The 22,131-nt window shown below is 61.0% G+C and carries 21 protein-coding genes; 9 read left to right on the top strand and 12 right to left on the bottom strand.

The features are described 5' to 3' along the window. Positions 1 to 37 precede the first annotated feature (37 nt). The 4 genes from murQ to EHW12_RS05860 all read left to right on the top strand — a co-directional run bounded on the left by murQ (position 38) and on the right by EHW12_RS05860 (position 5,595). Complete coding sequence (murQ, locus tag EHW12_RS05845) at positions 38 to 955, top strand: N-acetylmuramic acid 6-phosphate etherase (protein ID WP_042452391.1); 918 nt, start codon at positions 38 to 40, stop codon at positions 953 to 955. Continuing rightward, entirely contained in the window at positions 956 to 1,735 is a 780-nt protein-coding gene (nagB, locus tag EHW12_RS05850) for a glucosamine-6-phosphate deaminase (RefSeq protein ID WP_003941456.1), read from the top strand. It abuts the gene before it with no gap. Between the two features lie 60 nt (positions 1,736 to 1,795). Continuing rightward, positions 1,796 to 3,211, top strand: a complete 1,416-nt coding sequence (locus EHW12_RS05855; RefSeq protein ID WP_125050397.1) for an FAD-dependent oxidoreductase — start codon at positions 1,796 to 1,798, stop codon at positions 3,209 to 3,211. Between the two features lie 86 nt (positions 3,212 to 3,297). Beyond that, positions 3,298 to 5,595, top strand: a complete 2,298-nt coding sequence (locus EHW12_RS05860) for a serine/threonine-protein kinase (RefSeq protein ID WP_125050398.1) — start codon at positions 3,298 to 3,300, stop codon at positions 5,593 to 5,595. A 27-nt stretch (positions 5,596 to 5,622) separates the two neighbouring features. On the opposite strand, the gene EHW12_RS05865 is transcribed toward EHW12_RS05860, so the two are convergent. Then, positions 5,623 to 5,931 (bottom strand): amphi-Trp domain-containing protein, encoded by a 309-nt coding sequence (locus EHW12_RS05865; protein WP_037129603.1) that lies wholly within the window; start codon positions 5,929 to 5,931, stop codon positions 5,623 to 5,625. A gap of 248 nt (positions 5,932 to 6,179) precedes the next feature. On the opposite strand from EHW12_RS05865, the gene EHW12_RS05870 reads away from it, so the two are divergent. From EHW12_RS05870 to EHW12_RS05880, 3 genes are all read left to right on the top strand, one after another. Beyond that, on the top strand, positions 6,180 to 6,623 hold the full coding sequence (locus EHW12_RS05870) for a Fur family transcriptional regulator (protein WP_037129600.1): 444 nt from the start codon (positions 6,180 to 6,182) through the stop codon (positions 6,621 to 6,623). 36 nt (positions 6,624 to 6,659) lie between these two features. After that, positions 6,660 to 8,882 carry a catalase/peroxidase HPI gene (gene katG / locus EHW12_RS05875; protein WP_003941458.1) on the top strand — a complete coding sequence of 741 codons (2,223 nt, stop codon included), beginning with the start codon at positions 6,660 to 6,662 and terminating at the stop codon, positions 8,880 to 8,882. 79 nt (positions 8,883 to 8,961) lie between these two features. Further along, entirely contained in the window at positions 8,962 to 9,435 is a 474-nt protein-coding gene (locus EHW12_RS05880; protein WP_003941446.1) for an NUDIX domain-containing protein, read from the top strand. A gap of 17 nt (positions 9,436 to 9,452) precedes the next feature. On the opposite strand, the gene EHW12_RS05885 is transcribed toward EHW12_RS05880, so the two are convergent. The 3 genes from EHW12_RS05885 to ctaD are packed head-to-tail and all read right to left on the bottom strand — an operon-like array spanning position 9,453 to position 12,235. Then, positions 9,453 to 10,271 (bottom strand): universal stress protein, encoded by an 819-nt coding sequence (locus EHW12_RS05885; RefSeq protein ID WP_125050399.1) that lies wholly within the window; start codon positions 10,269 to 10,271, stop codon positions 9,453 to 9,455. After that, positions 10,249 to 10,500: a hypothetical protein gene (locus EHW12_RS05890; protein ID WP_042925674.1), complete on the bottom strand. Its 252-nt coding sequence runs from the start codon at positions 10,498 to 10,500 to the stop codon at positions 10,249 to 10,251. Before EHW12_RS05890 ends, EHW12_RS05885 begins: the two co-directional genes overlap by 23 nt. Next, the gene (ctaD, locus tag EHW12_RS05895; protein WP_007726434.1) at positions 10,493 to 12,235 is read right to left on the bottom strand and encodes a cytochrome c oxidase subunit I; all 1,743 of its coding nucleotides are present in this window, start codon (positions 12,233 to 12,235) and stop codon (positions 10,493 to 10,495) included. Before ctaD ends, EHW12_RS05890 begins: the two co-directional genes overlap by 8 nt. 199 nt (positions 12,236 to 12,434) lie before the next feature. On the opposite strand from ctaD, the gene EHW12_RS05900 reads away from it, so the two are divergent. Then, a complete protein-coding gene (locus EHW12_RS05900) occupies positions 12,435 to 12,815 on the top strand; it encodes a VOC family protein (protein WP_042925691.1) in 381 nt (126 codons plus the stop codon). Between the two features lie 3 nt (positions 12,816 to 12,818). Here EHW12_RS05900 and EHW12_RS05905 read toward each other — a convergent pair whose 3' ends face one another. From EHW12_RS05905 to EHW12_RS05915, 3 genes are all read right to left on the bottom strand, one after another. Then, positions 12,819 to 14,519 (bottom strand): GAF domain-containing protein, encoded by a 1,701-nt coding sequence (locus tag EHW12_RS05905; RefSeq protein WP_039972680.1) that lies wholly within the window; start codon positions 14,517 to 14,519, stop codon positions 12,819 to 12,821. Next, positions 14,509 to 15,240: a response regulator transcription factor gene (locus EHW12_RS05910; RefSeq protein ID WP_042925689.1), complete on the bottom strand. Its 732-nt coding sequence runs from the start codon at positions 15,238 to 15,240 to the stop codon at positions 14,509 to 14,511. The genes EHW12_RS05905 and EHW12_RS05910 overlap by 11 nt, the downstream gene beginning before the upstream one ends. Positions 15,241 to 15,474: 234 nt before the next feature. Beyond that, entirely contained in the window at positions 15,475 to 15,819 is a 345-nt protein-coding gene (locus tag EHW12_RS05915) for a nitroreductase/quinone reductase family protein (RefSeq protein WP_037129595.1), read from the bottom strand. A 238-nt stretch (positions 15,820 to 16,057) separates the two neighbouring features. On the opposite strand from EHW12_RS05915, the gene EHW12_RS05920 reads away from it, so the two are divergent. Further along, positions 16,058 to 16,279: an RGCVC family protein gene (locus EHW12_RS05920; RefSeq protein WP_042925672.1), complete on the top strand. Its 222-nt coding sequence runs from the start codon at positions 16,058 to 16,060 to the stop codon at positions 16,277 to 16,279. Between the two features lie 254 nt (positions 16,280 to 16,533). Here the strand turns inward: EHW12_RS05920 and EHW12_RS05925 are convergent, their stop codons facing one another. The 5 genes from EHW12_RS05925 to EHW12_RS05945 form a co-directional block, all read right to left on the bottom strand. Beyond that, positions 16,534 to 17,001 carry a DIP1984 family protein gene (locus tag EHW12_RS05925; RefSeq protein WP_037129592.1) on the bottom strand — a complete coding sequence of 156 codons (468 nt, stop codon included), beginning with the start codon at positions 16,999 to 17,001 and terminating at the stop codon, positions 16,534 to 16,536. Positions 17,002 to 17,283: 282 nt separating this feature from the next. Then, positions 17,284 to 18,261 carry an ABC transporter substrate-binding protein gene (locus tag EHW12_RS05930; RefSeq protein ID WP_007726443.1) on the bottom strand — a complete coding sequence of 326 codons (978 nt, stop codon included), beginning with the start codon at positions 18,259 to 18,261 and terminating at the stop codon, positions 17,284 to 17,286. A 59-nt stretch (positions 18,262 to 18,320) separates the two neighbouring features. Next, positions 18,321 to 19,931: an ABC transporter substrate-binding protein gene (locus EHW12_RS05935; protein WP_164490550.1), complete on the bottom strand. Its 1,611-nt coding sequence runs from the start codon at positions 19,929 to 19,931 to the stop codon at positions 18,321 to 18,323. A 14-nt stretch (positions 19,932 to 19,945) separates the two neighbouring features. Next, positions 19,946 to 21,250, bottom strand: a complete 1,305-nt coding sequence (locus EHW12_RS05940; protein ID WP_007726446.1) for an NtaA/DmoA family FMN-dependent monooxygenase — start codon at positions 21,248 to 21,250, stop codon at positions 19,946 to 19,948. Next, complete coding sequence (locus EHW12_RS05945) at positions 21,247 to 22,077, bottom strand: rhodanese-like domain-containing protein (RefSeq protein ID WP_007726448.1); 831 nt, start codon at positions 22,075 to 22,077, stop codon at positions 21,247 to 21,249. Before EHW12_RS05945 ends, EHW12_RS05940 begins: the two co-directional genes overlap by 4 nt. Between the last annotated feature and the right edge of the window lie 54 nt (positions 22,078 to 22,131).

Raw genomic sequence — 22,131 nt, forward strand, 5'->3', positions numbered from 1 at the left:
CGTCGTAATGAATATCGATCGAGGAGGACTCGCCACAATGCAATTGGAAATGCTCTCCACCGAGAGACCCAACCCTCTGACCCACGATCTCGATGTCATGTCGGTGTCGGGTCTGCTGACGGTGATGAATCAACAGGACGCAATCGTGGCCGACGCGGTAGCAGCGGTACTACCCGCCATCGAAGCCGCAGTCGACTTGATCGTCGCGGCCCGAGCACAAGGTGGTCGACTGATCTACCTGGGAGCGGGGACAAGTGGGCGTCTGGGAGTTCTCGACGCAGTGGAATGCCCTCCGACGTTCGGGACCGATCCGGGCGAGGTGATCGGCATCATCGCCGGTGGCCCTGGAGCGTTTCTGAACGCCGTCGAGGGGGCAGAGGACGATCCGCGAGCGGCTGGGGTCGATCTCGACGCAATCTCGTTGAACGCCAACGACGTCGTGGTGGGTCTGGCTGCCAGCGGTCGTACCCCCTACGTCATCGGGGGACTCGATCACGCCCGCGAACTCGGCGCTGCAACAGTGGCAGTCTCGTGCAACCGGAACGCGGCAATGAGTTCTCACGCCGGCGTGGCCATCGAAGTGGAGACCGGCCCCGAAATCCTCACCGGATCGACGAGGCTCAAGGCCGGAACTGCGCAGAAGATGGTGTGCAACATGCTCTCCACGGCGAGTATGGTTCGCTCCGGGAAGGCATTCCACAATCTGATGGTCGATCTTCGGCCGACCAATGCCAAGCTTGTCGATCGTGCGAACCGGATCGTCGCGGCAGCCACCGGAGTCGATACCGAGATCGCTGCGGAGACCATCGACGATGCCGATGGTCATGTGAAGGCAGCGGTCGTCATGTTGTTGGCCGAATGCGACTTCGCCGAAGCAACCGAACTGTTGGACCGCGCTTCGGGTTCGGTACGTGAGGCCATCGTCGGAGCCGGCAAGAGCAGTGAGGAAGTCTGAATGGAAATCGTCATAGTTCCCAGTCCGGAGGACGGCGGGCGAATCGCTGCAGATATCGTGTGCGGCGCAATCGAAAACGGAGCGCGGACGCTCGGCCTCGCGACCGGATCGTCACCGCTGCACACGTATCGAGAGCTGATCAAGAGGCATCGAGAATCGGGAGTGTCGTTCGCGGCGATGAGCGCGTATCTTCTCGACGAGTATGTAGGTCTCACGTCCGATCAGCCGCAGTCCTACGCGCACACCATCCGCACGGAACTCGTGGATCACCTCGACATCGACAATGCGCGAGTGTTCAGCCCCGACGGCGGGGCCGCGGATCCCAGTGACGCGGCCCGGCGTTACGACGCTGCCATCGCCGAAAACGGTCCCATCGACGTGCAGATCCTCGGCATCGGCCTGAACGGACACATCGGTTTCAACGAGCCCTCCTCCTCGCTTGCATCGCGCACCCGAGTGAAGACCTTGACCGAGAGGACCCGCGCCGACAATGCACGGTTCTTCGCAGACCCAGCCGACGTACCGCATCATGTGATCACGCAAGGGCTCGGAACCATCAGTGATGCACGGCATCTCGTCCTGATCGCGGACGGCGCCCGCAAAGCGCCCGCCGTCCGGGCCGCGGTCGAAGGTCCGGTCTCGGCATTCTGCCCGGCGTCGGTGCTGCAGCTGCATCCACACGTGACCGTCATAGTCGACGAGGCAGCTGCCGGCGAACTCCAACTAGCGGACTTCTACCGCTACACAACCGAGCACAAGCCTGCGGAGCAAGGTTACTGAAAAGCGGGCTGCTGAAAGCGGACTTGATCTCCAGCGCAGTTGAGGTCCTAGCCTCGGGGGATGATCAACGCCAGAGGTCCAGCGGTATCCCCGCCTGCGGCGCCCCGATTCTTCTCACCACCGCTCAGTGTCGCGATCGTCGGAGCGGGGCCGGCGGGAATCCACGCCGCCGGCGCTCTCGCCGAACTTGCGCCCGGCACCAAGACAGACGTGTTCGAGCGTCTACCGACGCCGTACGGACTGGTGCGCTACGGTCTCGCACCAGGGCACCCCGAGTCCGAAAAGTTCGCCCATTCTCTGCACACCACGCTGGTCGCCAGTGAGTTCCGGCTGTTCTGCAACGTGGAGATCGGAAAGGACCTTTCCGTCGATGACCTACGTTCGTCCTACGATGCCGTGATCATTGCAACCGGTGCGCCGCGGGATGCACCTCTCGACATTCTCGGCGTCGAGCTTCCAGGTTCTTTCGGTGGCGCCGAGTTTGTCGGTTGGTACAACGATCACCCGGACAGCTCGCCGCAGTGGCCGCTGAACGCGGAATCGGTCGCAGTGATCGGAGGTGGCAACGTCGCACTCGACGTCACCCGTATGCTCCTCGCCGAGGCGCAATCGCTGCAGGCCACGGACGTCTCCGACCAAGTTCGGGAAGGGATCGCCGGCAGTCGAGTTCGCGAAGTACACATCTTTGTCCGGCGCGGACCAGCCGACGCTCGCTTTTCCCCGAACGAGTTGCGCGCTCTCGGTGAACTACCGGGCGTAGATGTTGTCGTCGATTCTGTCGATGTCGTACCGGACCGGCATGTCGAGCGGATGACCAAACAGTTGGTGCACACCCGACTGGCAGTCGAGACACTACGTAGTTTCGCCGACACTGCGCCTGCCGACCGAACTGCCCAGCGTCGAGTTCACCTGCACTTTTACCGACAGCCCGTGGAGATTCTCGGTAACGGGAAAGTCGAGGCACTCCGCGTCGAGTGGACTGACCCCGACGGCTACGGTCACGTCACCGCTTCGGGTGTCTGTACCGACTATCCGGTTCAAGCTGTGTACCGGGCAATCGGATTTATCGGGACGCCGCTTGCCGGGGTGCCTTTCGATCACGGACGCGGCATAGTTTCGCACCGGAGCGGCGCGGTGGTCGACGAGAGCGGTCTACCGATCGCGGGCTTGTTCGTGACGGGCTGGATGAAGCGAGGTGCCGCGGGGCTGATCGGTGCGGCGCGGCCAGACGCTCGCCAGACAGTCGAAACGATGCTGCACCAACTTGATTCGGCATACGAGCGTCGAGCCGGTCACGGCCGGATCGCGGAGGTCCTCGGGGCCGGCAGAGTGGTGCCCGTCGATTGGGACGGATGGCTTCGCATCGATGCCGCCGAACGTGCCCTCGGTGTGAAGCATGGGCGTGATCGGATCAAAATCAAAGAGCGCGACGAACTCGTTCGCATCGGCACGGAGTCGGCAGTTCACGCCGAATAGATTCGCTGGGGTCTGGAGTACCACCGGGGTTACGCTGAAGTGAGTCACTCCGATTCATTGTGATCGAGGTGCGGAACAGAAGTGTCATGAATGAACGTGGTGCGCAGGCCAGTGACGCGACAATCGCGAGCGGGCCCCTGACCGAACGGGGCACCGTCACCGAGTTGCGCCCCTCAACGCTGCCGGTGGTGCGTGACGGCCAGAACGGTGCAGACGGCCTCGGCCGCCTTGTGGCGGAGTGGGAGGAGGGGCGAACCCCGTCCGACCTGAGCGATTATCTGCCTGATCCAGCCAAGATTCGTCGGGCGGCGCTGATCGAACTGGTCGGAATCGACATGGAGTACCGCTGGCTGAAAAATGATTGCCCGAAACGGCTGACGGATTACTGTGCCGAGTATCCCGAATTACTCGAAGAACCATTACCGGCCGAGCTCCTGTACGAGGAGTTCCGGCTGCGGAAGCAGGGTGGGGAGGACGTCGCAGCAGCCGAGTACCTCAGCGAGTTTCCCTTGCAGGCAGAGAGTTTCGAGCAGATGTTCGACCGTGATTCGATGGCCGGTCGCGAAGACGTGATGATGTTGGGACTGTCGGGTTTCGACGAGTTCGAAATCGGGCAGCACCTGGACGATTTCGAGCTGGTGTTGGAACTCGGGCACGGCGCATTCGCCCGAGTGTTCCTCGCTCGGCAACTGTCGATGCAGCGGTGGGTTGCGTTGAAAATCTCGCGCAACGTCGGAGTCGAGCCGCAGACTCTCGCCCAGCTCGACCATCCCAACATCGTCCGGGTCTTCGATCAACGGTTGCTCGAGGAACGCGCACTGCGAGTCCTGTTCATGGAATACGTGCCGGGTGGGACCCTGCTCGACGTGGTCAAACTTGTCCGCGTGACACCGCAGGCGCAGCGGTCCGGACAACTACTTCTCGACGCCATCGACAAGACCCTGGCGAAGAAGGGAGAGATGAAGCCCAGCGAGACGAGCCTGAGGAGCGAGATCGCTGCGATGTCGTGGCCGGAGACCGTGGCCTGGATGGGGATGCGACTGGCCGATGCCCTCGAGTATGCGCGTGAGCACGGCGTATTACATCGGGACATCAAGCCGGCGAACGTACTGCTCAGTGTCGAAGGCATCCCCAAGCTCGCCGACTTCAACGTCAGCTCGAGCGAGGAGGTTTCGACCGAGGACGCTGCTTGTTTTGTCGGAGGCTCGCTTGCCTACATGTCTCCGGAGCAATTGGAGGCCTGTGCGGTGGGGGCGCCTGGCACACTCGACACCCGTAGCGACATTTACGCACTCGGCGTGATGTTGTGGGAACTCCTCACCGGGAGTAGGCCTTTCACGGACGACGGATCGGGGGAGAACCCACCGTCGCCCAAGAAGGCGCTCGAGGCCCGCCGGCGTGGGGTGGATCCCGCAGCCGAGGCACGGCTACCGGACGACTGTCCGCCGGCGCTGCGCCGAGTTCTGGTCAAGTCTCTCTCGCCGGAGAGAGACGGAAGGTGGTCTGGCGGCCGAAAGTTGGCTCGTCAGTTCGCACTGTGTCTGGACCGGTCTGCTCGCAATCTTGTGGACCCACCGGAAGGGAGTCCACGTTCGACGTTGTGGAAGTGGGCGCTGCCGATAGTGCTTGCCGCGATCGGAATTCCAAATCTTCTTGCGGCGGGCTACAACTACTACTACAACAAGATGCTGATCATCTCGGGTCTCTCGCCGCAGGCTCAGCAGCATCTCGAGCAGGTTCATCTGGTCATCGGAGTGGCTGCGTTCTCTCTCGGTGCCGCAGCGATCCTGTATTGGTGTCGGCTTGCACTCACCGTGCCTCACGGACTGCGCAACGGTCAGACGTACAGCGCGGAGGTCTTGAACAAAGCGCGTACCGCGACGCTGAATGTCGGACATCGCGCGGTGGTGATCGCATTCGGGCTGTGGGTTCTGGCCGGTATCGCATATCCGGTCGCATTGCAGATTGCCGCCGGCGGAATTCCGCAGCGAGCCTACGTGCACCTGATGTCGTCGCTGGCGGTGTGCGGCGCCGTCGCAGTCGCGTATCCGTTCTTCATCCTGACGTACTACTCGGTTCGATGTCTGTATCCGATCTTGTTGTCACACGGCGAGTTACGAAGCGACGACGGACGCGATATTCGCTCGTTGGGTCGGAGCAGCACGCGTTACCTCGCAGTCGCGGCGTCGGTTCCACTGGTGGGAATCGCGGGGCTCAGTTTTGTCGGTTCGGGTGCTGGTGAGGAACTCAACGCAACAGTCCGTGCGCTGTGTTTGGGCGGTATCGCCGGATTCATCGTTGTGTATCAACTGTTTCGACGGATCGAAAGTGATCTCCGAGCACTGCTGCGCGTCGTGTCTCTCGAGGTGTCGGCGTCTCCGTAAGTGCCGAACAACCGTATTCGAGTCGGCCTATGTGGAAGTGCTCTTGCGTGGTCGGCTGCGACGAACTGCTTTGGTGCGAGGCGGAGACTTCTCTTCCGATTCTTCCTGAGGGTCGTCGCGCCAGTGGATCTCGATTTCTATCTCGACTTCGTTGCCGTCGACTTCGATCTCGAGTTCCCACCGAACCTGTTCCGGAACACTGATTTCGATCGAGTCCCCACCCGACCCCAGCTCCACTTCCGATCCACTGGCGAGGGCTTGGCCGAGGGCGATGAGTCGGTCGGCGACTTCCTGCCGTGAGAGTTCTGACTTCCTCTTGATCTCCAGTTTGGGCACGATCACTCCTGACCTCGGCGGATTCTCCCTTTCACGGTAGTTGGACGAAGGGGAGATTGTCGGAGTTTGTGGAACCACACAGCAGGACGCGTCGACGCACAACAAACCTGAAGGCGGTGTGGGGACGCCAGAAAGAGCGAGGAATCCGGCTCACTTCCAGCACGGACGAATCGGTCGGGAGGGCCCTGTCAGCGATGATTTTCGCGAAAGTCTGGGTTCAGTCCAGAAGATTGCGCAATAGTGGAAAGGTGCCTTCGACGCCGGATTATGCAGCCCAACTGCGTAACGCTGAGCTTCGCGTGACTCGTCCCAGAGTCACGGTGCTCGAGGTTGTGCATGCACGCCCACACGCAGCCACCGAGACTGTCTTCGATGCTGTGCGGGCTGTTCTGCCGGGGGTGTCGCGGCAGGCGGTCTACGACGTGTTGCACGCTCTCACCGACGCCGGGCTGATCAGGCGGATCCAACCGTCCGGATCGGTGGCGCTGTACGAGTCACGCGTCGGCGACAACCATCATCACGTCGTCTGCCGGTCCTGTGGGGTCGTTGCAGATGTCGACTGCGCAGTCGGAGAGGCACCGTGTTTGACGCCGTCGGCGCACAACGGTTTCGTTCTCGACGAAGCCGAGGTCATTTACTGGGGCTTGTGTCCCGACTGCTCGACAACTCAGAGTTTGCGATCACAAACGTGATCGAAGTCCGTTCTACTCGCTCATGGAGGGATTACCGTGTCCGATAGTTGCCCGGTTGCTCACGACGGAAACACCGAGAGCACCAGCGAAAGTGAAAACCCCGCAATCCCGTCTCCGACGCCTACCGGGAATCGTCCGAGAACAAACAGCGACTGGTGGCCGAATCAGCCGGATCTCTCTGTCTTGCATTCACATTCGTCGAAGTCGAATCCGATGGGTGCCGACTTCGATTACGCCCAGGAATTCGCCAAGCTCGATGTCGAGGCGCTAAAGCGCGACGTCATCGCGTTGATGACGGCGTCGCAGGATTGGTGGCCGGCCGACTACGGGCACTACGGCGGACTCTTCGTGCGTATGAGCTGGCATGCTGCCGGCACCTATCGCATTGCAGACGGCCGCGGCGGTGGCGGCCAAGGTGCTCAGCGTTTCGCCCCGCTCAACAGTTGGCCGGACAACGCCAGCCTCGACAAGGCCCGGCGCCTGCTTTGGCCCGTGAAGCAGAAGTACGGAAAGCAGGTTTCCTGGGCCGACCTGCTGGTGTTCGCGGGCAACTGCGCCCTGGAGTCGATGGGGTTCAAGACCTTCGGCTTCGGATTCGGCCGAGAAGACATCTGGGAGCCCGAGGAGATCTACTGGGGTCCCGAGGACACCTGGCTCGGCGACGAGCGTTACAGCGGAGACCGTGAGCTGTCCGGACCGCTCGGAGCCGTGCAGATGGGCCTGATCTACGTCAATCCCGAAGGACCCAACGGGCAACCGGATCCGGTAGCGGCCGCCCGCGACATCCGAGAAACGTTCGCCCGCATGGCGATGAACGACGTGGAGACAGCTGCGCTGATCGCCGGCGGTCACACCTTCGGCAAGACGCACGGAGCCGGACCGGCCGACCTCGTCGGACCGGAACCGGAAGGTGCTCCCATCGAGCAGCAGGGACTGGGCTGGAAGAGTGCCTTCGGCACGGGTGTGGGTAAGGACGCGATCACCAGTGGTCTCGAAGTCGTGTGGACTCCCACTCCGACGAAGTGGGACAACACCTTCTTGGAGATTCTGTACGGCTACGACTGGGAGCTGACCAAGAGTCCGGCGGGTGCGTGGCAGTGGATTCCGAAGGACGGCGCGGGGGCGGGCACCATCCCGGATCCGTTCGATTCGTCGGCCGGACGCACCCCGACGATGCTGACGACCGACCTGTCCCTACGCCTGGATCCGACGTACGAGAAGATCACCCGGCGCTGGCTCGATCATCCGGAAGAATTCGCCGAAGAGTTCGCCAAGGCTTGGTACAAGCTCCTTCACCGTGACATGGGACCGGTCACGCGCTACCTGGGACCTTGGGTTCCCGAGCCGCAGCTGTGGCAGGACCCGGTTCCCTCGGCCGATGATCAACTGATCGGGGACGCAGACATCGCGATCCTCAAGAGTCGACTTCTCGACTCCGGGCTGTCCATTTCGCAGTTGGTATCGACGGCGTGGGCGTCTGCCGCGAGCTTCCGCAGCACGGACATGCGCGGCGGCGCCAACGGTGCGCGAATCCGACTGGAGCCGCAGAAGAATTGGGAAGTCAACGAGCCTGCAGCTCTCTCCGCGGTGCTTCAGACTCTCGAGCGTGTTCAGCAGGACTTCAACCAGGCTGGTGGAGCAAAGGTTTCTCTCGCCGACCTGATCGTTCTGGGTGGTACAGCGGCCGTCGAACAGGCTGCGAAGAACGCCGGACAGGACATCACGGTCTCGTTCACGCCGGGCCGAACGGATGCAACGCAGGAGCAGACAGACGTCGACTCGTTCGAGGTACTCGAACCCCGGGCCGACGGATTCCGGAACTACCTCAAGGGAGGCGAGAAGATTCCGGCAGAGATTCTGTTGGTCGACCGCGCGTACATGCTGTCGCTGACCCCGCCCGAGGTGACAGTGCTGGTCGGCGGACTTCGCGCGCTGAACGCGAACTTCGGCAATACCCGTCACGGCGTGTTCACCGATCGTCCCGAGACGTTGACCAACGATTTCTTCGTCAACCTTCTCGACATGGGTACCGAGTGGAAGCCGTCGAAGACGGACGAAAACGTCTACGACGGTGTTGATCGCGTGACGGGCGATCCGAAGTACACGGCAACTGCGGTCGATCTCGTTTTCGGATCGAATTCGCAACTGCGTGCACTCGCCGAGGTGTACGCCAGTGCAGACGCCAAGCAGAAGTTCGCCGAGGACTTCGCCGCAGCCTGGACCAAGGTGATGGACCTCGACCGGTTCGACGTGAACTGATCCAGCAGATCGTCGACGACGCCCCGCGAGCTTGTTCTCGCGGGGCGCCGTCATTTCACGCGCACGATAGCGTGGTCGTGTGGCCGATCAATTTGCGCTGGTACCAGCGGTGTACGTGATGTTCTGTCGAAGCAACCCGGTACAACGGCGCGAGGTGCTGCTGCAATTGCGCGAGGGCACGGGATTCATGGACGGATACTGGGCTCACGCTGCTGCGGGCCACGTCGAACTGGGGGAGTCGGCGATCGACGCTGCCGTTCGGGAGGCTGCGGAAGAACTTGGTGTCGAGTTGCTTTCCTCGGAACTGAAGCCGCTGACCGTGTTGCATCGCCGCCACGCGGACGGGAGCGAACCGGTGGATCATCGAGTGGACTTCTTCTACGAATGCCGCACGTGGTCCGGTGAACCACGCCGGATGGAGCCGTTGAAATCTGCAGATCTGCGGTGGTGGCCGGTTGACGAACTCCCGGAGAAGTTGGTCGACCACGAGCGTTTCGTAATCGAAGCCCATCACTCCGGTCAGCTCGCACCCATCCACAGCTACGGCTTCTGACCGGGTGAGGATCTGATTCAGGCTTCGCTGGCAACGATGACCGGGCAGTGTGCTTTTCGAATCATCGCACTGCTCGTGGTGCCGAGAGCGGTGTCGTCGAACGAACCTCGTCCGCGCCGGCCCACGACGAGAAGCCGTGCCTCGGTGGAGAGTTGTTCAAGAATGGCAACCGAGGGGCCGTCGAACTCGATCTGACGGATTGCGACGCCAGGGTAGAGCGTGGCCCAACCCGACAGTTGCCACGTCAGCGGCGTCGAGTGCTGGGGCGAGTGCCCGGATGCGACGTCTCGACGCAGTTCGGCCTCTGGCGGCGCGGCGTGAACGACGACCAGTTCGGTGTTCGCTGCCTCTGCTTCCTTGAATGCGATGGCCAGAGCGCTTTCGCTGTAGGCGCTTCCGTCCAAACCGACGACAACCGGCAAGGCTGCCGCAGCGCTGCTTTCACGCGGTGTTCCGACTCTTGCGAACGAACATGTCGGTCCAGGTGCGGCGGGATCGTCCTGTGGTGCGACGATCAAGGCGGCCTCGGACGTCAACGCGGTGAGGATTGCGGTGTTCTCCCCGGAGATCAGATCGGTCCGGATCCGAAGATCTGGCGACACCGACTCGGCGATCTGAATGGCCTCCATGAACAGGCCGGTCGGCGATGCCGAGGTGTTCAGATCGGCGCTCGGAGCTACGAAAACGATTCGCATCCAGAGACCGTGGCGATGTGCGAACTCAGCCGCCCACGTGATCACGTCGGGGCGCAGCGGGGATCCGTCGATGCACACGACCACCGCTCCGTCCGCGGACCACTCCGAGGTGATGAGGTCAGTCGATAGTTCGGGCTTCATCGTGAACTCCTCGGGCTGTGTCTGTTGAATGCGAACTAGCTTGCAGGACAGTGCCGAACAGCAATCCTGCTCCGATTATCGAGCACGCGGCAGTCGTCAGGGGCAACCACACGAGCGTCGTGACAGCGAACATGAGCACGAGCAACGGGGCGAGGAGATGGCCGGGTTTCGCTCGGCGTTCGTGTTGCTGCTTTTCTGCCCAGGCTCGGTGCTTCGTGCCGTCATTCATGTTGTTTCACCTCAGTTCTCACGTCGGAAACCGACTTGTGACCAAGCAGTCCGACATGCGCCTCGTCGCGCATTCTTTCGACCATGTGGGGGTAGTGCAGTTCGAATGCCGGCCGCTCACTGCGGATTCGGGGGAGTTCGGTGAAGTTGTGTCGCGGTGGTGGGCAGGACGTAGCCCATTCGAGCGAGTTTCCGAAGCCCCAAGGATCGTCGACGGTCACAATTCGGCCGTACCGGTAGCTCTTGAAAACGTTCCAGATGAACGGAATTGTCGAGGCTCCGAGCACAAACGCGCCGATGGTCGAGATCGTGTTGAGAAGAGTGAAATTGTCAGACGGGAGGTAGTCCGCGTACCGCCGAGGCATGCCCTGGGCGCCGAGCCAATGCTGGACGAGAAATGTTGCGTGAAAGCCGATCAGGGTCAACCAGAAGTGAATTTTGGCGAGCTTCTCGTCCAACATCCGGCCGGTCATTTTCGGGAACCAGAAGTAGATTCCGGCGTATGTCGCGAACGCGATTGTCCCGAAGAGGACGTAATGGAAATGCGCGACAACAAAGTACGAGTCGGTGACATGAAAGTCCAAGGGCGGGCTGGCAAGGATGACGCCGGAAAGTCCGCCGAACAGGAATGTGACCAGGAAGCCGACGGAGAACAGCATGGGCGATTCGAAAGTCAACTGCCCCTTCCACATGGTGCCGATCCAGTTGAAGAACTTGACTCCGGTGGGAACTGCGATCAGGAAGGTCATGAACGAGAAGTAGGGGAGAAGAACGGCGCCGGTTGCGTACATGTGGTGCGCCCACACAGCGATCGACAGTGCAGCAATTCCCAATGTTGCGTAGACCAATCCGGTGTATCCGAAGATCGGCTTGCGGCTGAAGACGGGGAAGATCTCCGAGACTATGCCGAAGAACGGCAGCGCCAGAATGTAGACCTCGGGATGGCCGAAGAACCAGAACAGATGCTGCCACAACATGACTCCACCGGTGGCGGGGTCGAACAGGTGCGCTCCCAGGTGCCGGTCCACCCACAGTCCGATCAAGGCAGCAGCGAGCAGCGGAAAAACGAGGAGGATCAGCATGCTGGCGACCAGCGCATTCCACGTGAAGATCGGCATGCGGAACATCGTCATACCCGGGGCGCGCAGGCAGACGATCGTCGAAACGATGTTGACTGCGCCGAGGATGGTGCCGACCCCGCCGAGAGCGAGACCGATGATCCACAGGTCGGCGCCCATGCCGGGGGAATGGAGTTCGCTGGTGAGCGGTACGTAGGCGGTCCAGCCGAAATCTGCCGCACCACCAGGTGTTACGAATCCGGCGGACGCGATCAGGCCGCCGAAGAGATAGAGCCAGTAGCTGAAGGCGTTGAGTCGCGGGAAACACACGTCCGGCGACCCGATCTGCAGTGGCATGAGGTAGTTGGCGAATCCGAAGAATACCGGGGTCGCGTACAGCAGGAGCATGATCGTGCCGTGCATGGTGAACAACTGGTTGTACTGCTCGTTGGACAGGAATTGCATTCCCGGAACGGTCAATTCCATGCGCATGAGTAGTGCCATCAGTCCGCCGATCAAGAAGAAGGCAAACGAAGTCACGATGTACATCAGACCGATCATCTTGTGATCGGTGGTCCTGAGGATCTCGACCAGTTTCGAACCCTTCGGAGCGGTTCGGGGAATTGCATCGGCGGGGGAATCGACCTCACCGACCGGCCGGGGCGCGAGATCAACCACGACGGCCGCCTACGCACATCGACGTGACGAAAGACCGAGAATGCCTGGGACTGTGGAACATAACGCAATGATCGTGGCGACCGGGAACTCGGACGAGGGGAAAAGGTCCCTAGGATCGGAACAGAGGCATGGCGTAGATCACGTGGTCCGGTACGGTCGAGAGAGTTGTCTTCACGAGCCGAAAGAAAGCGAGATGGTCATGGCATGTCGTATCAGTGAACTGGTGCTCGGTTGCCGGGAACCCGAGGTGCTGGGCCGGTTCTGGTGCGAGGTTCTGGACTTCGTCGTGCTCGATCGAATGGACGACGGTTCGTTGGAGATCGGCCCACGCGAAGGGTTCGGCGGTCCGCAGCCGACGATCATCCTCAGTCGCAGAGACGAACCGGAGAAGGGTAAGCCCCGCCTGCATGTCGACGTCAACGCCACCGATCGCGATCAGGAGGCCGAACTGGAACGCCTGTTGAGTCTTGGTGCGCGGCCGGCCGACATCGGCCAGACAGGGCACGAACAATGGCATGTCCTGGCCGATCCGGAAGGTAACGAGTTCTGCCTGCTCAAGGCCCAACTGGATCCGCTCTGACGCTCAACGATGCTGGATCGGCAACGGACTTCGCCTGGGGCTCAGCGGAACACGCCACACCAGTTCGGTGACACCGTTCTCGCTGGTGATGTTGCTCGAGCCTCCGCACTGACGAGCGCGGGTCGCCAGGTTGTCGAGACCGTGGATTCTGGTTGCCTGGTCGATTCCCACACCGTCGTCGACGATGCTGATGACAAGCTCCTCGGTGGCCCGGATGGTGACGTCGATGGCATCGGCATGTGCATGCCGCAGAGCGTTGCTCAAGCCCTCGCGCACAACGGCTTCGGCGTGCGGGGCAAGTCGAGACGGGACGGAACTGTCGATGGTTCCCTCGAAAGTGACGCTGGGAGTGATCGACGAGTGGCCGGACAGACCGTTGACGGCATCGAGTAGTCGCCGCCGCAGGCTTGTGGGAGTAGACATCTCGCTCGTATGGAGGTCGAAGACTGCGGTGCGGATTTCACGGACTGTTCGATCGAGTTGATCGACAGAGGTGTCCAATACGGTTCGAACGGTGTCCTCGTCGCCTGGACGTTGCAGCACCCCCTGCAAACTCAACCCGGTGGCGAACAGCTGTTGGATGACGTGGTCATGGAGATCCCGCGCGATTCGGTCGCGATCTTCGAGGACGTCGACCAGTCTTTCTTTCCGTTGCTGTTCTGCGAATTCGACAGTGACAGAAGCGATGTCTGCCATCGCCGTCAGTTGCTCGATTTCGTCCACTCCCCACGGGCGGTTGCTGCGGCGTGACGCGAAGAGAACACCGCCGCCGAACGAGGTCCCGGAGAGGGGGAGTGCGACCACTGATTCGTCGCCGGAAACATTCAGTGCCGGAACGGAACTGCCATGTGGTGCAGAGATCGGCCGCCGGCTCCGCGCAGCGTCGTCGATCACGGTCCCGGACAGATCGACGGCTGATCCGGTCGCGGGGACAGGCTGGGAATCAGCAGCATCGGCGACGTGGACTACCGGCTCTCTGCCGAGGTCGTAGCGAACGACGCACACAAGATTTCCATCCGTGAGGTGCCGCGTCGTCCGAACCAGTTCCGATAGCGTCTCGTCGCGGGATCCGCCGCTGAGCAGACGTGCATTGACGGCGGCGACGGCCTTGAGCCAGGCTTCTCGCGTCCGGGATTCCTCGAACAGACGCGCATTGTCGATGGCGATGCTCGCAGCATTTGCCAGAATCTGGAGTACAGCCTCGTCGCGGTCGTCGAATGCAGTCCGTTCCGAGCTGTCCGCGAGGTAGATGCTGCCGAACACCTCGCCCCTGACGAAGATCGGAACACCGAGAAACGTGTCCATCGGCGGATGATTGGTCGGAAACCCTGCCGAGGACGGATGCGAGGAGATTCGGTCGGTTCGAACCGGGCACGGTTCTCGAACGACCAGGCCCAGCAGGCCGTGACCTTCGGGAAGATGCCCGATCTTGGCAACCTGCCCCTGAGTCATACCGGAGTGGATGAATCGGGACAAGCGTCCGTCGGGGGATTTCACGCCGAGCGCGCCGTAGTCCGCTTCGAGGAGATGTCGCGCGACGTCGACTATCTGTTGCAGGGTTTCGTCGAGCTGGAGTGTGGACCCGACGGTCAACACGGCACTGAGCAGTTTGGGAATTGCAGTCGGGTTGAGAGCAGTCAGCTCTGCGCTTCCGGCGATGTCGCCGAAAAGGCTGAGCATGAGCGCGTCGCGGCTACCTGGCATGGTGCGTGCCCGTGGTGGCGGAGAAGGGCGAGCCGGACGGCGTCAGCAGGTGAGTGGTCGCCTGGCCCGAAGGATCCGGGTGCGAAGTGCCCGCACGAAGCTTTGTCGCCAGAACTGCGGCCTGCGTTCGACGTTCGAGACCCAGTTTCTCGAGGATGCGTGAGACGTAGTTCTTGACTGTTTTCTCCGAGAGTTCTGCGTGCGAGCTGATCTCTCGATTGCTCAGTCCCTTGCCGATCAACTCGAAGATCAAGAGCTCCTGATCGGTCAACAGGGCTGCCGCAGTACCCGACTCCTGTTCGGACCGGATGCGCCGGACCAAACCGATCACCGCCTGGGTGTTCAACAGCGACTTGCCGGTAGCAACCGTGCGGATCGCCGACACCAGGTCGTGGCCGCGGATGTTCTTGAGGACGAATCCTCGTGCGCCGGCGATCAGGGCGTCGAGCAGTGCGTCGTCGTCGGAGTACGACGTGAGCATCAAAGTGGCGGCGCTCGGGTAGGTCGACGCCAGTTCTCGGCACAGTTCCACGCCGTTACCGTCGGGAAGTCTGACGTCCATGACAACCACGTCGGGTCGGCATTCGGGTATTCCGGCCGAGGCTTCGCGAACACACGACGCCTCGCCAACAACGTTGAATCCCGGTACCTGATTCAACAGGTCTGCCAATCCACGACGGACGATCTCGTGGTCGTCGACCAGATAGATGCCGATCGTCACGGTGGTCACCTCTTCCAGCTCACGCCTGCCGTCGATGTTACCGGACGGTAATGTCCCGACAGGATCGGGTTGTCCGACCGATGGTCGACAAAAAACCCGCGTCGAAGGGTGCGAGACCGAGTCTCGATTGCACAGAGTCAAAGGTCCCGACCGTCACGAGATCTGAATCACCCAGATCTCGTGAGGCGGTGGGTGTGAGCTGAATGTGATTGCACCGGTGGCTGTTCGATCCGCTCAGTCGACGGGAGCGAGTTCGACGGAGACGTAGACACCCTTGCCTTTTCGGTGTGCGAGTGCCTCGCCGGGGCGATCGATACCGTCCAGTTGGAGAACGATCGGACCTTGTTCCGGGTAGAAATTGCGCCACCAACTCTTCTTGTCCGGCATGGCAACGCCGATCGTCACATGGTCGCCTTTTCGTTTGTAGGACACGGGCGCGCTGAAGGTGCGACCGGACTTGCGTCCGACGTAGGTGATGACGGTCATGGAACGGCCCAGTAGTTTGCCTACGATCGGAGCGCCGATCAGTGGTTGGACCACTACGTTCACGGCGGCGGATACACGTTGGAAAGTGTTCACGAGAAGCCCTTTCACGACGAATGCTGCACGAATTCGAATCCTGCACGGAAATGGTGCGTGCAGTAGTTCTATCCTGCTCGACCGGGATTGTCGCGCGGGCAGAAATTGGTACAAACCGGTGTGCCGAAGCGAGTAGCGTGGGGTACGTCGAGGGTCATTCGAATATGCGCGGTCAAGCCATGTCGTCCTCGACGCCAACCCGGTCTGTGGTCGAACGGCCGAGAACTGGAGCGCCTGTATGGCGTCGAACCCGTCCGATGTGTCGAATGCACGAGGGCAATCCGAGTCGACTGACGAGGATCAGAAAACACCGTCGATCTGCCCGGCGTGTCAGCACAGTATGAAATCCCACGATCCGCTCGGGGTTCGCTTCTGCGCAGTGACTGCCGACCGCGGTCTCGATCGAAAGTGCATCTGCGCTGCAGATCGCGAGGAGATGCAGCACTATTCGCGCTACTGAGGTGCATCCTGCATCCCAATCGGAGACGCACCGACCTGTAGTCGCCGACAGTGCTGGATGCCCCGAACCCGCCCTCGTCTATCGACGATCAGCACGTGGTGGTGATGTGTGCGTAGTGCACTTTTACCTGTACGACGTGCAGGGCTGCAATGTGTAGGTGCGCTGCCCGCCGCGCTCAGAGGTGACCGGATAGACCGCCGGTCGCGGTGTGTGCTCGCTTCGCCGAACGACTACCTGCTCCAACGCTGCCGTGCTTACTCGATCAGATCCACCTCCCAATTCGTTCGTTGAATCTGTGTATCGACCTCGCGAATCTCGCGGGCGAGGTCGTCCGCGATTGCCCGAAGTTCGGTGACGGGGACTGCCGCGACATAGACCAATTCTGATCGGAGTTGACGACCGTAACCTCGCTCTTCGCGCCCGGACGCGGCGTCCGCAGCGGCATTGACTGCAGAGTGTCTCAGACGCAGCACATCTCGATGGGCGAGTGCATCTGTGACAGTGCCGTTTCCGAGGATCGCCTGCGCATTGGTTCGATTGATCGCGCGCATCAACCGTTCGAGTTCGCTCAGAGTTGACGTCAGCTCTTCGAGAAGGACGGCGGCGTCTTCGGCGGGAACTTCTCCCTCCTGGTGGCGTGCATTGTCGACGATCCGCTCGCGCAAGTGCGCAACCTTGCGAGTGGTGTCACTGCGTAGCGCCAGTGCCTCTGCCAGTTTCATGGATGAAGCTCCTGCTCTGACCTGAATCGGGAACTCCAAGCTAGCACTCGGTTGACAACCTGGGTCGGATTCCATTGTCTTGCTCCGTTCTTCCCAGTTCAGCATTCGAATCATCTTGGAGACAGCTGGTGCTGCGTGTCCTTCGATGAAGCGATGCAGCCGGTGGAGCACGCTGCGCACGGTCTCGGGTCGACGGGGCGGGCGAGGCATACGATGGTCCGCCGTCGATCTCGCGGTTCAGACTGAAATAGTCGCCCCGCGACGAGTTAGAGTGCGCCTTTCCTATTTGTTCGTCTTCGGGAGGCCAGGGGGATTGACCAGCGACTTGTCGACTGCCTCGTTGGTGATCTTCCATCGCTCGAGAACTTGCTCGTATGTGCCGTTTTCGATGAGATGATCTATCGCCTCGCTGATCGGTTGTACCAAGCCGTTGTCTTTCTTGACCAGTACACCGATCTGGCCCAACGCGGCCTCACCGGCTCCGGAGAACTGACCGATCACTTCGTTCTCGCCAGTCTGTGCAGCGTGAAACTGCGATGACGGGTTGGGGCCGAAGTAAGCGTCGATTCGACCGGAAGACAGCGGCAGGTAGTAGTCAGTGGTCTTCTGGTACACGGTGATTTCAGCGGGAGCACGCCCAGCTGCGAGGTTGTCCTCATTCCACTTCACCAGCAACGCCTCCTGATTGGTGGCAGCGCCCACTCCGATCTTCAGTCCGGCGATGTCTTCCGGCTTCTCGAGTGAGAGATTCCTGTCCTTTCTGACCTCGAACGCGAGAGTGTCGAGGCGGTACGTCGCGAAGTCGTATTTCTCTTTGCGCTCTTCGGTGACCGTCACGTTGGAGATGAACGCATCTGCGTCTCCCGAATCGATCCGCACCGAATTCTGCGCCCAATCCGCGACCTGAAGGTCGATTTTCAGCCCGAGCACCTCTGCAATCAAATACGCGAAGTCGGTCTCGGAACCGATGACAGTCTTGTCGTCGTCGGCATAGAAGCGCAACGGTGGAGCGGTTCCAGCGTTGCCGGTGATTCGGATCGTGCCCCGGTCGCGGAACTCCTGAGGGACCTTCGCTGCGATCGAATCAACCTTGTCGGTGCTGATGCGGTTCTGCTCGGCCGACAAGTTGATACTGGATGTTGTTGCACCGGAGTGTTGCCCGGTCGATTCTTCATCTGGGCTTCCGCAAGCGGTACCCAGGAGAGTAACTGTGGCCAGGGTAGAGATCAGAAGCGTTGCGGTGCGAGGACGGGTGAACATCGGGTTCCTTCCGGGAAGAGGGTTTGTCGAAGCAGGTTGTCGAGATCACGAAGTGTGGGCTAGCTCTTCCACGCATCCACGAAGTCCACCGAGTAGAGATCGGCTTGGATGCGCAGGTCGTGAACCGCGGGAGTCGTCGCGTAGATCAGCGAAGAGGCGTGCAACGGGATCGCCAGTGCCTGATCGGCAATCAGTTCCTGAATCTCCTTCAACACCCCGTTTCTCGCATCGACGTCTACGGTCTGAGATTGTTTGACCAGCAATGCATTCAGCTCCGGAGTCGAGGCGATGCCTTTGGTCGAGCCGAGAGTGGGACTGAACACCAGCAGTACGTCACCGTCGGCGCGCAAGCTCTGGAAGTAGATCGATTCCCATGTGCCGTCGGTTCTCGCGGCGTTGTCCTCGGCAGTCGAGCGAGGTTGCAAGTTCACTGCAACTCCGATGTCGCGCAGCTGAGATTGGATCAGTTCGAACTGCGATTGGGGGAGGTGGTTGCGGTAGGCCAATTCGACGGTCAGTTTCTCACCGTCCTTGGTTCGGAATCCGTCACCGCCGACTGTCCATCCACTGGCGTCCAGCAGTGACTTCGCACCCGACGGGTCATAGGTGTACTCGGACGACAGATCGGTGTAGCCGGGCGCTTTCACCGACAAGATGCTTCGCGCCTTCTCGTCACTCGGTGTGTAGGTGGTGTCGATGATCTGCTGGGTATCGATGCCCTTCACCAAAGCACGCCGCACGTTCAGGTCCGCAAGTACCGGCGCGAACGTGGGGTTGAGCAAGAGCGAGTCGTTGATGCCGGCAGCAAGGGACGGGATGACAGTGAGTCCGGCGCCTTCTGCCCGGTCGACGTCTGTGCTCGGAATGTCGATCGCGGCGTCCAGTTGTCCTGACGTCAAACCGCCGATTCGCACCGAAGATTCGGGGACCACCAAAAAGGTGATCGAATCCAGATAGGCCTCTCCCTTGTTCTTGTTGAGTGAGGATCCCCAGTGGTACCCGTCCCGACGAGCGAGTACGACCTTCGCGTTGGTCTCCAGTTCTTTCTGTACGAACGGGCCGGAAGCGATAACGCCCTGGGCGCAGCGTTCTTCGGGCGTCTTCTTCAACGATTCCGGTGCGATGATGGCGAGCGTGTCGGAGCGGGCGGCTTGAAGGAAGCCCGCTGACGGTTCCGAGAAATTGAGTGCGACAATGGAAGCGTCGAGTACCTCCGCTCCAGTGAAGTTTGCGAGATGTGACTTCGCAGTGGTCGCGAAGCCACTGTCTCCCAGTCTCTTCTGGCTTTCGAAGTTGTCCGCGACAACCTGCGCATCCAGACGCTCGCCGTTGCTGAAGGTCACGCCGTCCCGCAGAGCGAAGACGAATCGTCGACCGTCGTTCTGGACCTCCCAGGACGTCGCCAACCAAGGCACGATCTCCCCGGTCTCGAGGTTCTGGTCGACGAGTTTGTCGTAGAGTGGATGGAATGCCGTAGCAGTTTGACCGTTCAGGGTCTTGTCGATGCACGGTGGAAACGTATTGATCGCAAAGGTCAGATCGCCCCCTGACACGGGCTCGGAGTCGGCGCTCGCAGCTGGCGTTGCAGTGCTGCAGCCGGCTGCAACTGCAAGCGTCGACGCCAGGATGGCGACTCGGATCGGTATGGATGAAAGCCGCGACGTCGTCATGGGCTGAGTTCCGTTCATCGTGGGGAAGTGCGAGTGGTGTCGAAGATGTGGGACCGCAGGGTCGTTCCGGTGTATTCGCGCCGGAACACGCCCCGATCTTGCAGAAGTGGCACGACGGAACTCGCGAAGTCGTCGAGCCCCCTGGGGAAGTGGGTAGCGGTCAGGATGAAACCGTCAGCTGCTCCCGATTCGAAGAGGTGCGTCAACTCGTCCGCCACTTCTTGCGGCGAGCCGACAATCTCGGGAGTGAGATCATTGCGCGCGAACAACTCTGCGGTTTCGGCGATGGTGAGATTTCGGGATTCGATCAGGCGTGCCAATCGACGCGAGGGGCCACTACCGCGGTTGAGAACTTCGGCGATCGGAGTGGACGGATCGAACTGCGACAAGTCTAGTCCTGCGGAGTGGGAGACCCACTCGATTGCCGCATCCGGATGGATCAAGGATCGCAGGTACTCCTGCCGTTCCTTCGCGATGCTCGTCGTCTCGCCGACTATCGGTTGCACAGCGGCGACGAGGCGCACCGAATCAGGGTCGCGTCCGGCCTCTTCCGCGTAGCCGCGAATTGCCTTGCGCTTCGCTCGAAGATCTTCCTCCAACGGGTCGATCGCAAAGACCAGATCTGCCCACCGCCCACCGAATTCGCGCCCTCTCACAGATTCACCTGCCTGGATGAAGACCGGGCGGCCCTGAGGTGATTGTGGCAGGGTGAGTGGACCCTGCACCGACAAGTATTTGCCCTTGTAGTCGGCCGCGTGAATCTTGCTTGTGTCTGCGTAGATTCCGCTGTCGCGATCGGCCGATACGGCGTCGCCGTCCCACGACGACCAGAGTGCGGTGGTTGCTTCGAGAACTTCGTCGCCGCGCTCGTACAGTTCTTCTCTCGGAAGCCGATCGACTTCGGGAAAGTTGTCGTTAGCCGGACCGGGTGCCGTCATCACGATGTTCCAGGCCGCGCGCCCACCGCTGAGTATGTCGAGGCTGCCCAGAGTTCTCGCCAGGTTGTACGGGCTGTTGAAGCTTGCCGAAAGGGTTACGCCGAGACCGATACGATTTGTTGCGCCGGCCACCACTGCAGCCAACTGCGTCGGATCATGTTGAAAGCCGGTCAGCAGACCGTATTTGGTGTGGCCGTCGACGTAGTGCACACGCTCAGGTATCAGTATCAGGTCGAATTTTGCTCGTTCCGCTGCTTGCGCGTATCGCTCGTAGAGCGCTCTGTCCTCGAAGGCATTCTCCGAGTACGAATGCCGCCACATTCCGGCACTGTGCATACTCGGAAAGACCATGTAGGCGCCGAGGATCATCTGTCGTGTCATCGCTGGTCCGGATTCCTTGGTGTGTGATGGATGTCAGTGGAGACGGGTCGTTCGGGGTCGGCGCTCCACCCCGACCACGACGCGACGTAGACCGCGGAGCTGATGCCGACCGCTGCAAGCGCCAGTGCATTGTGCGACGCGGCAACTCCGCCGCCGCAATAGGACACGACGGTGGCACCACGCTCTATTCCGAACTGGTGGAAGTATTCTCGTAACTCGCGGTCGGGAAGTAGGAATCCGTTGTCGTCGAGTAGGTCAGTTGCCGGCGCTGAGATAGATCCGGGAATGTGGCCGGCGCGGAAACTGCTCGATCCTCGGGCGTCGAGCAATCTGCCGGCCGATGCCGCGCGCAGGGCGTCTTCTGCGTCGGCGAGTGTCGTGCTAGTGGTGGAAGGTGGTACGGGAATCGAATCGTTTGTCGATATGCGTTTCCGGGCTGTAACCCATCCGGACGATCCGCCGTCCAAGTACCGCACTGAACGTCCTGCCCAGCGAAGCGTGAACCACGCGCGGGCCGCAAGCAGGGGGCTGTCCGAACTGTAGACCACGATGTGAGCATCGGCGGATACTTTCAGATCGTTCAGTGTTCTTCCGAATGCGTCGAGGTCTGGCAGCGGTCGATTCCCGTCAGTCCCGCCTCCACTGCTTTGAAAGTCGTTGATCGACAATGTGATGGACTGCGGCGCAGTAATGATTCCGGCTCCGCCCTCGCTGTTGTCTCGCACCACGTTGACGACGACGAGCGTCCGATCGGAACGAATGAGTTCGCGGAGTTCGGTTGCGGAAACAATGACTGCGCGACGCTCGATTCCCCCTGCTTCTGACATGAAAGATATTGTGTAACAATTGCTTCAGTCAAGAAAGAGATAAGATCGTGGCAA

This window comes from Rhodococcus sp. NJ-530 (assembly GCF_003860625.1).
In the GTDB taxonomy this organism is placed as follows: Bacteria; Actinomycetota; Actinomycetes; order Mycobacteriales; family Mycobacteriaceae; genus Rhodococcus_F; species Rhodococcus_F qingshengii.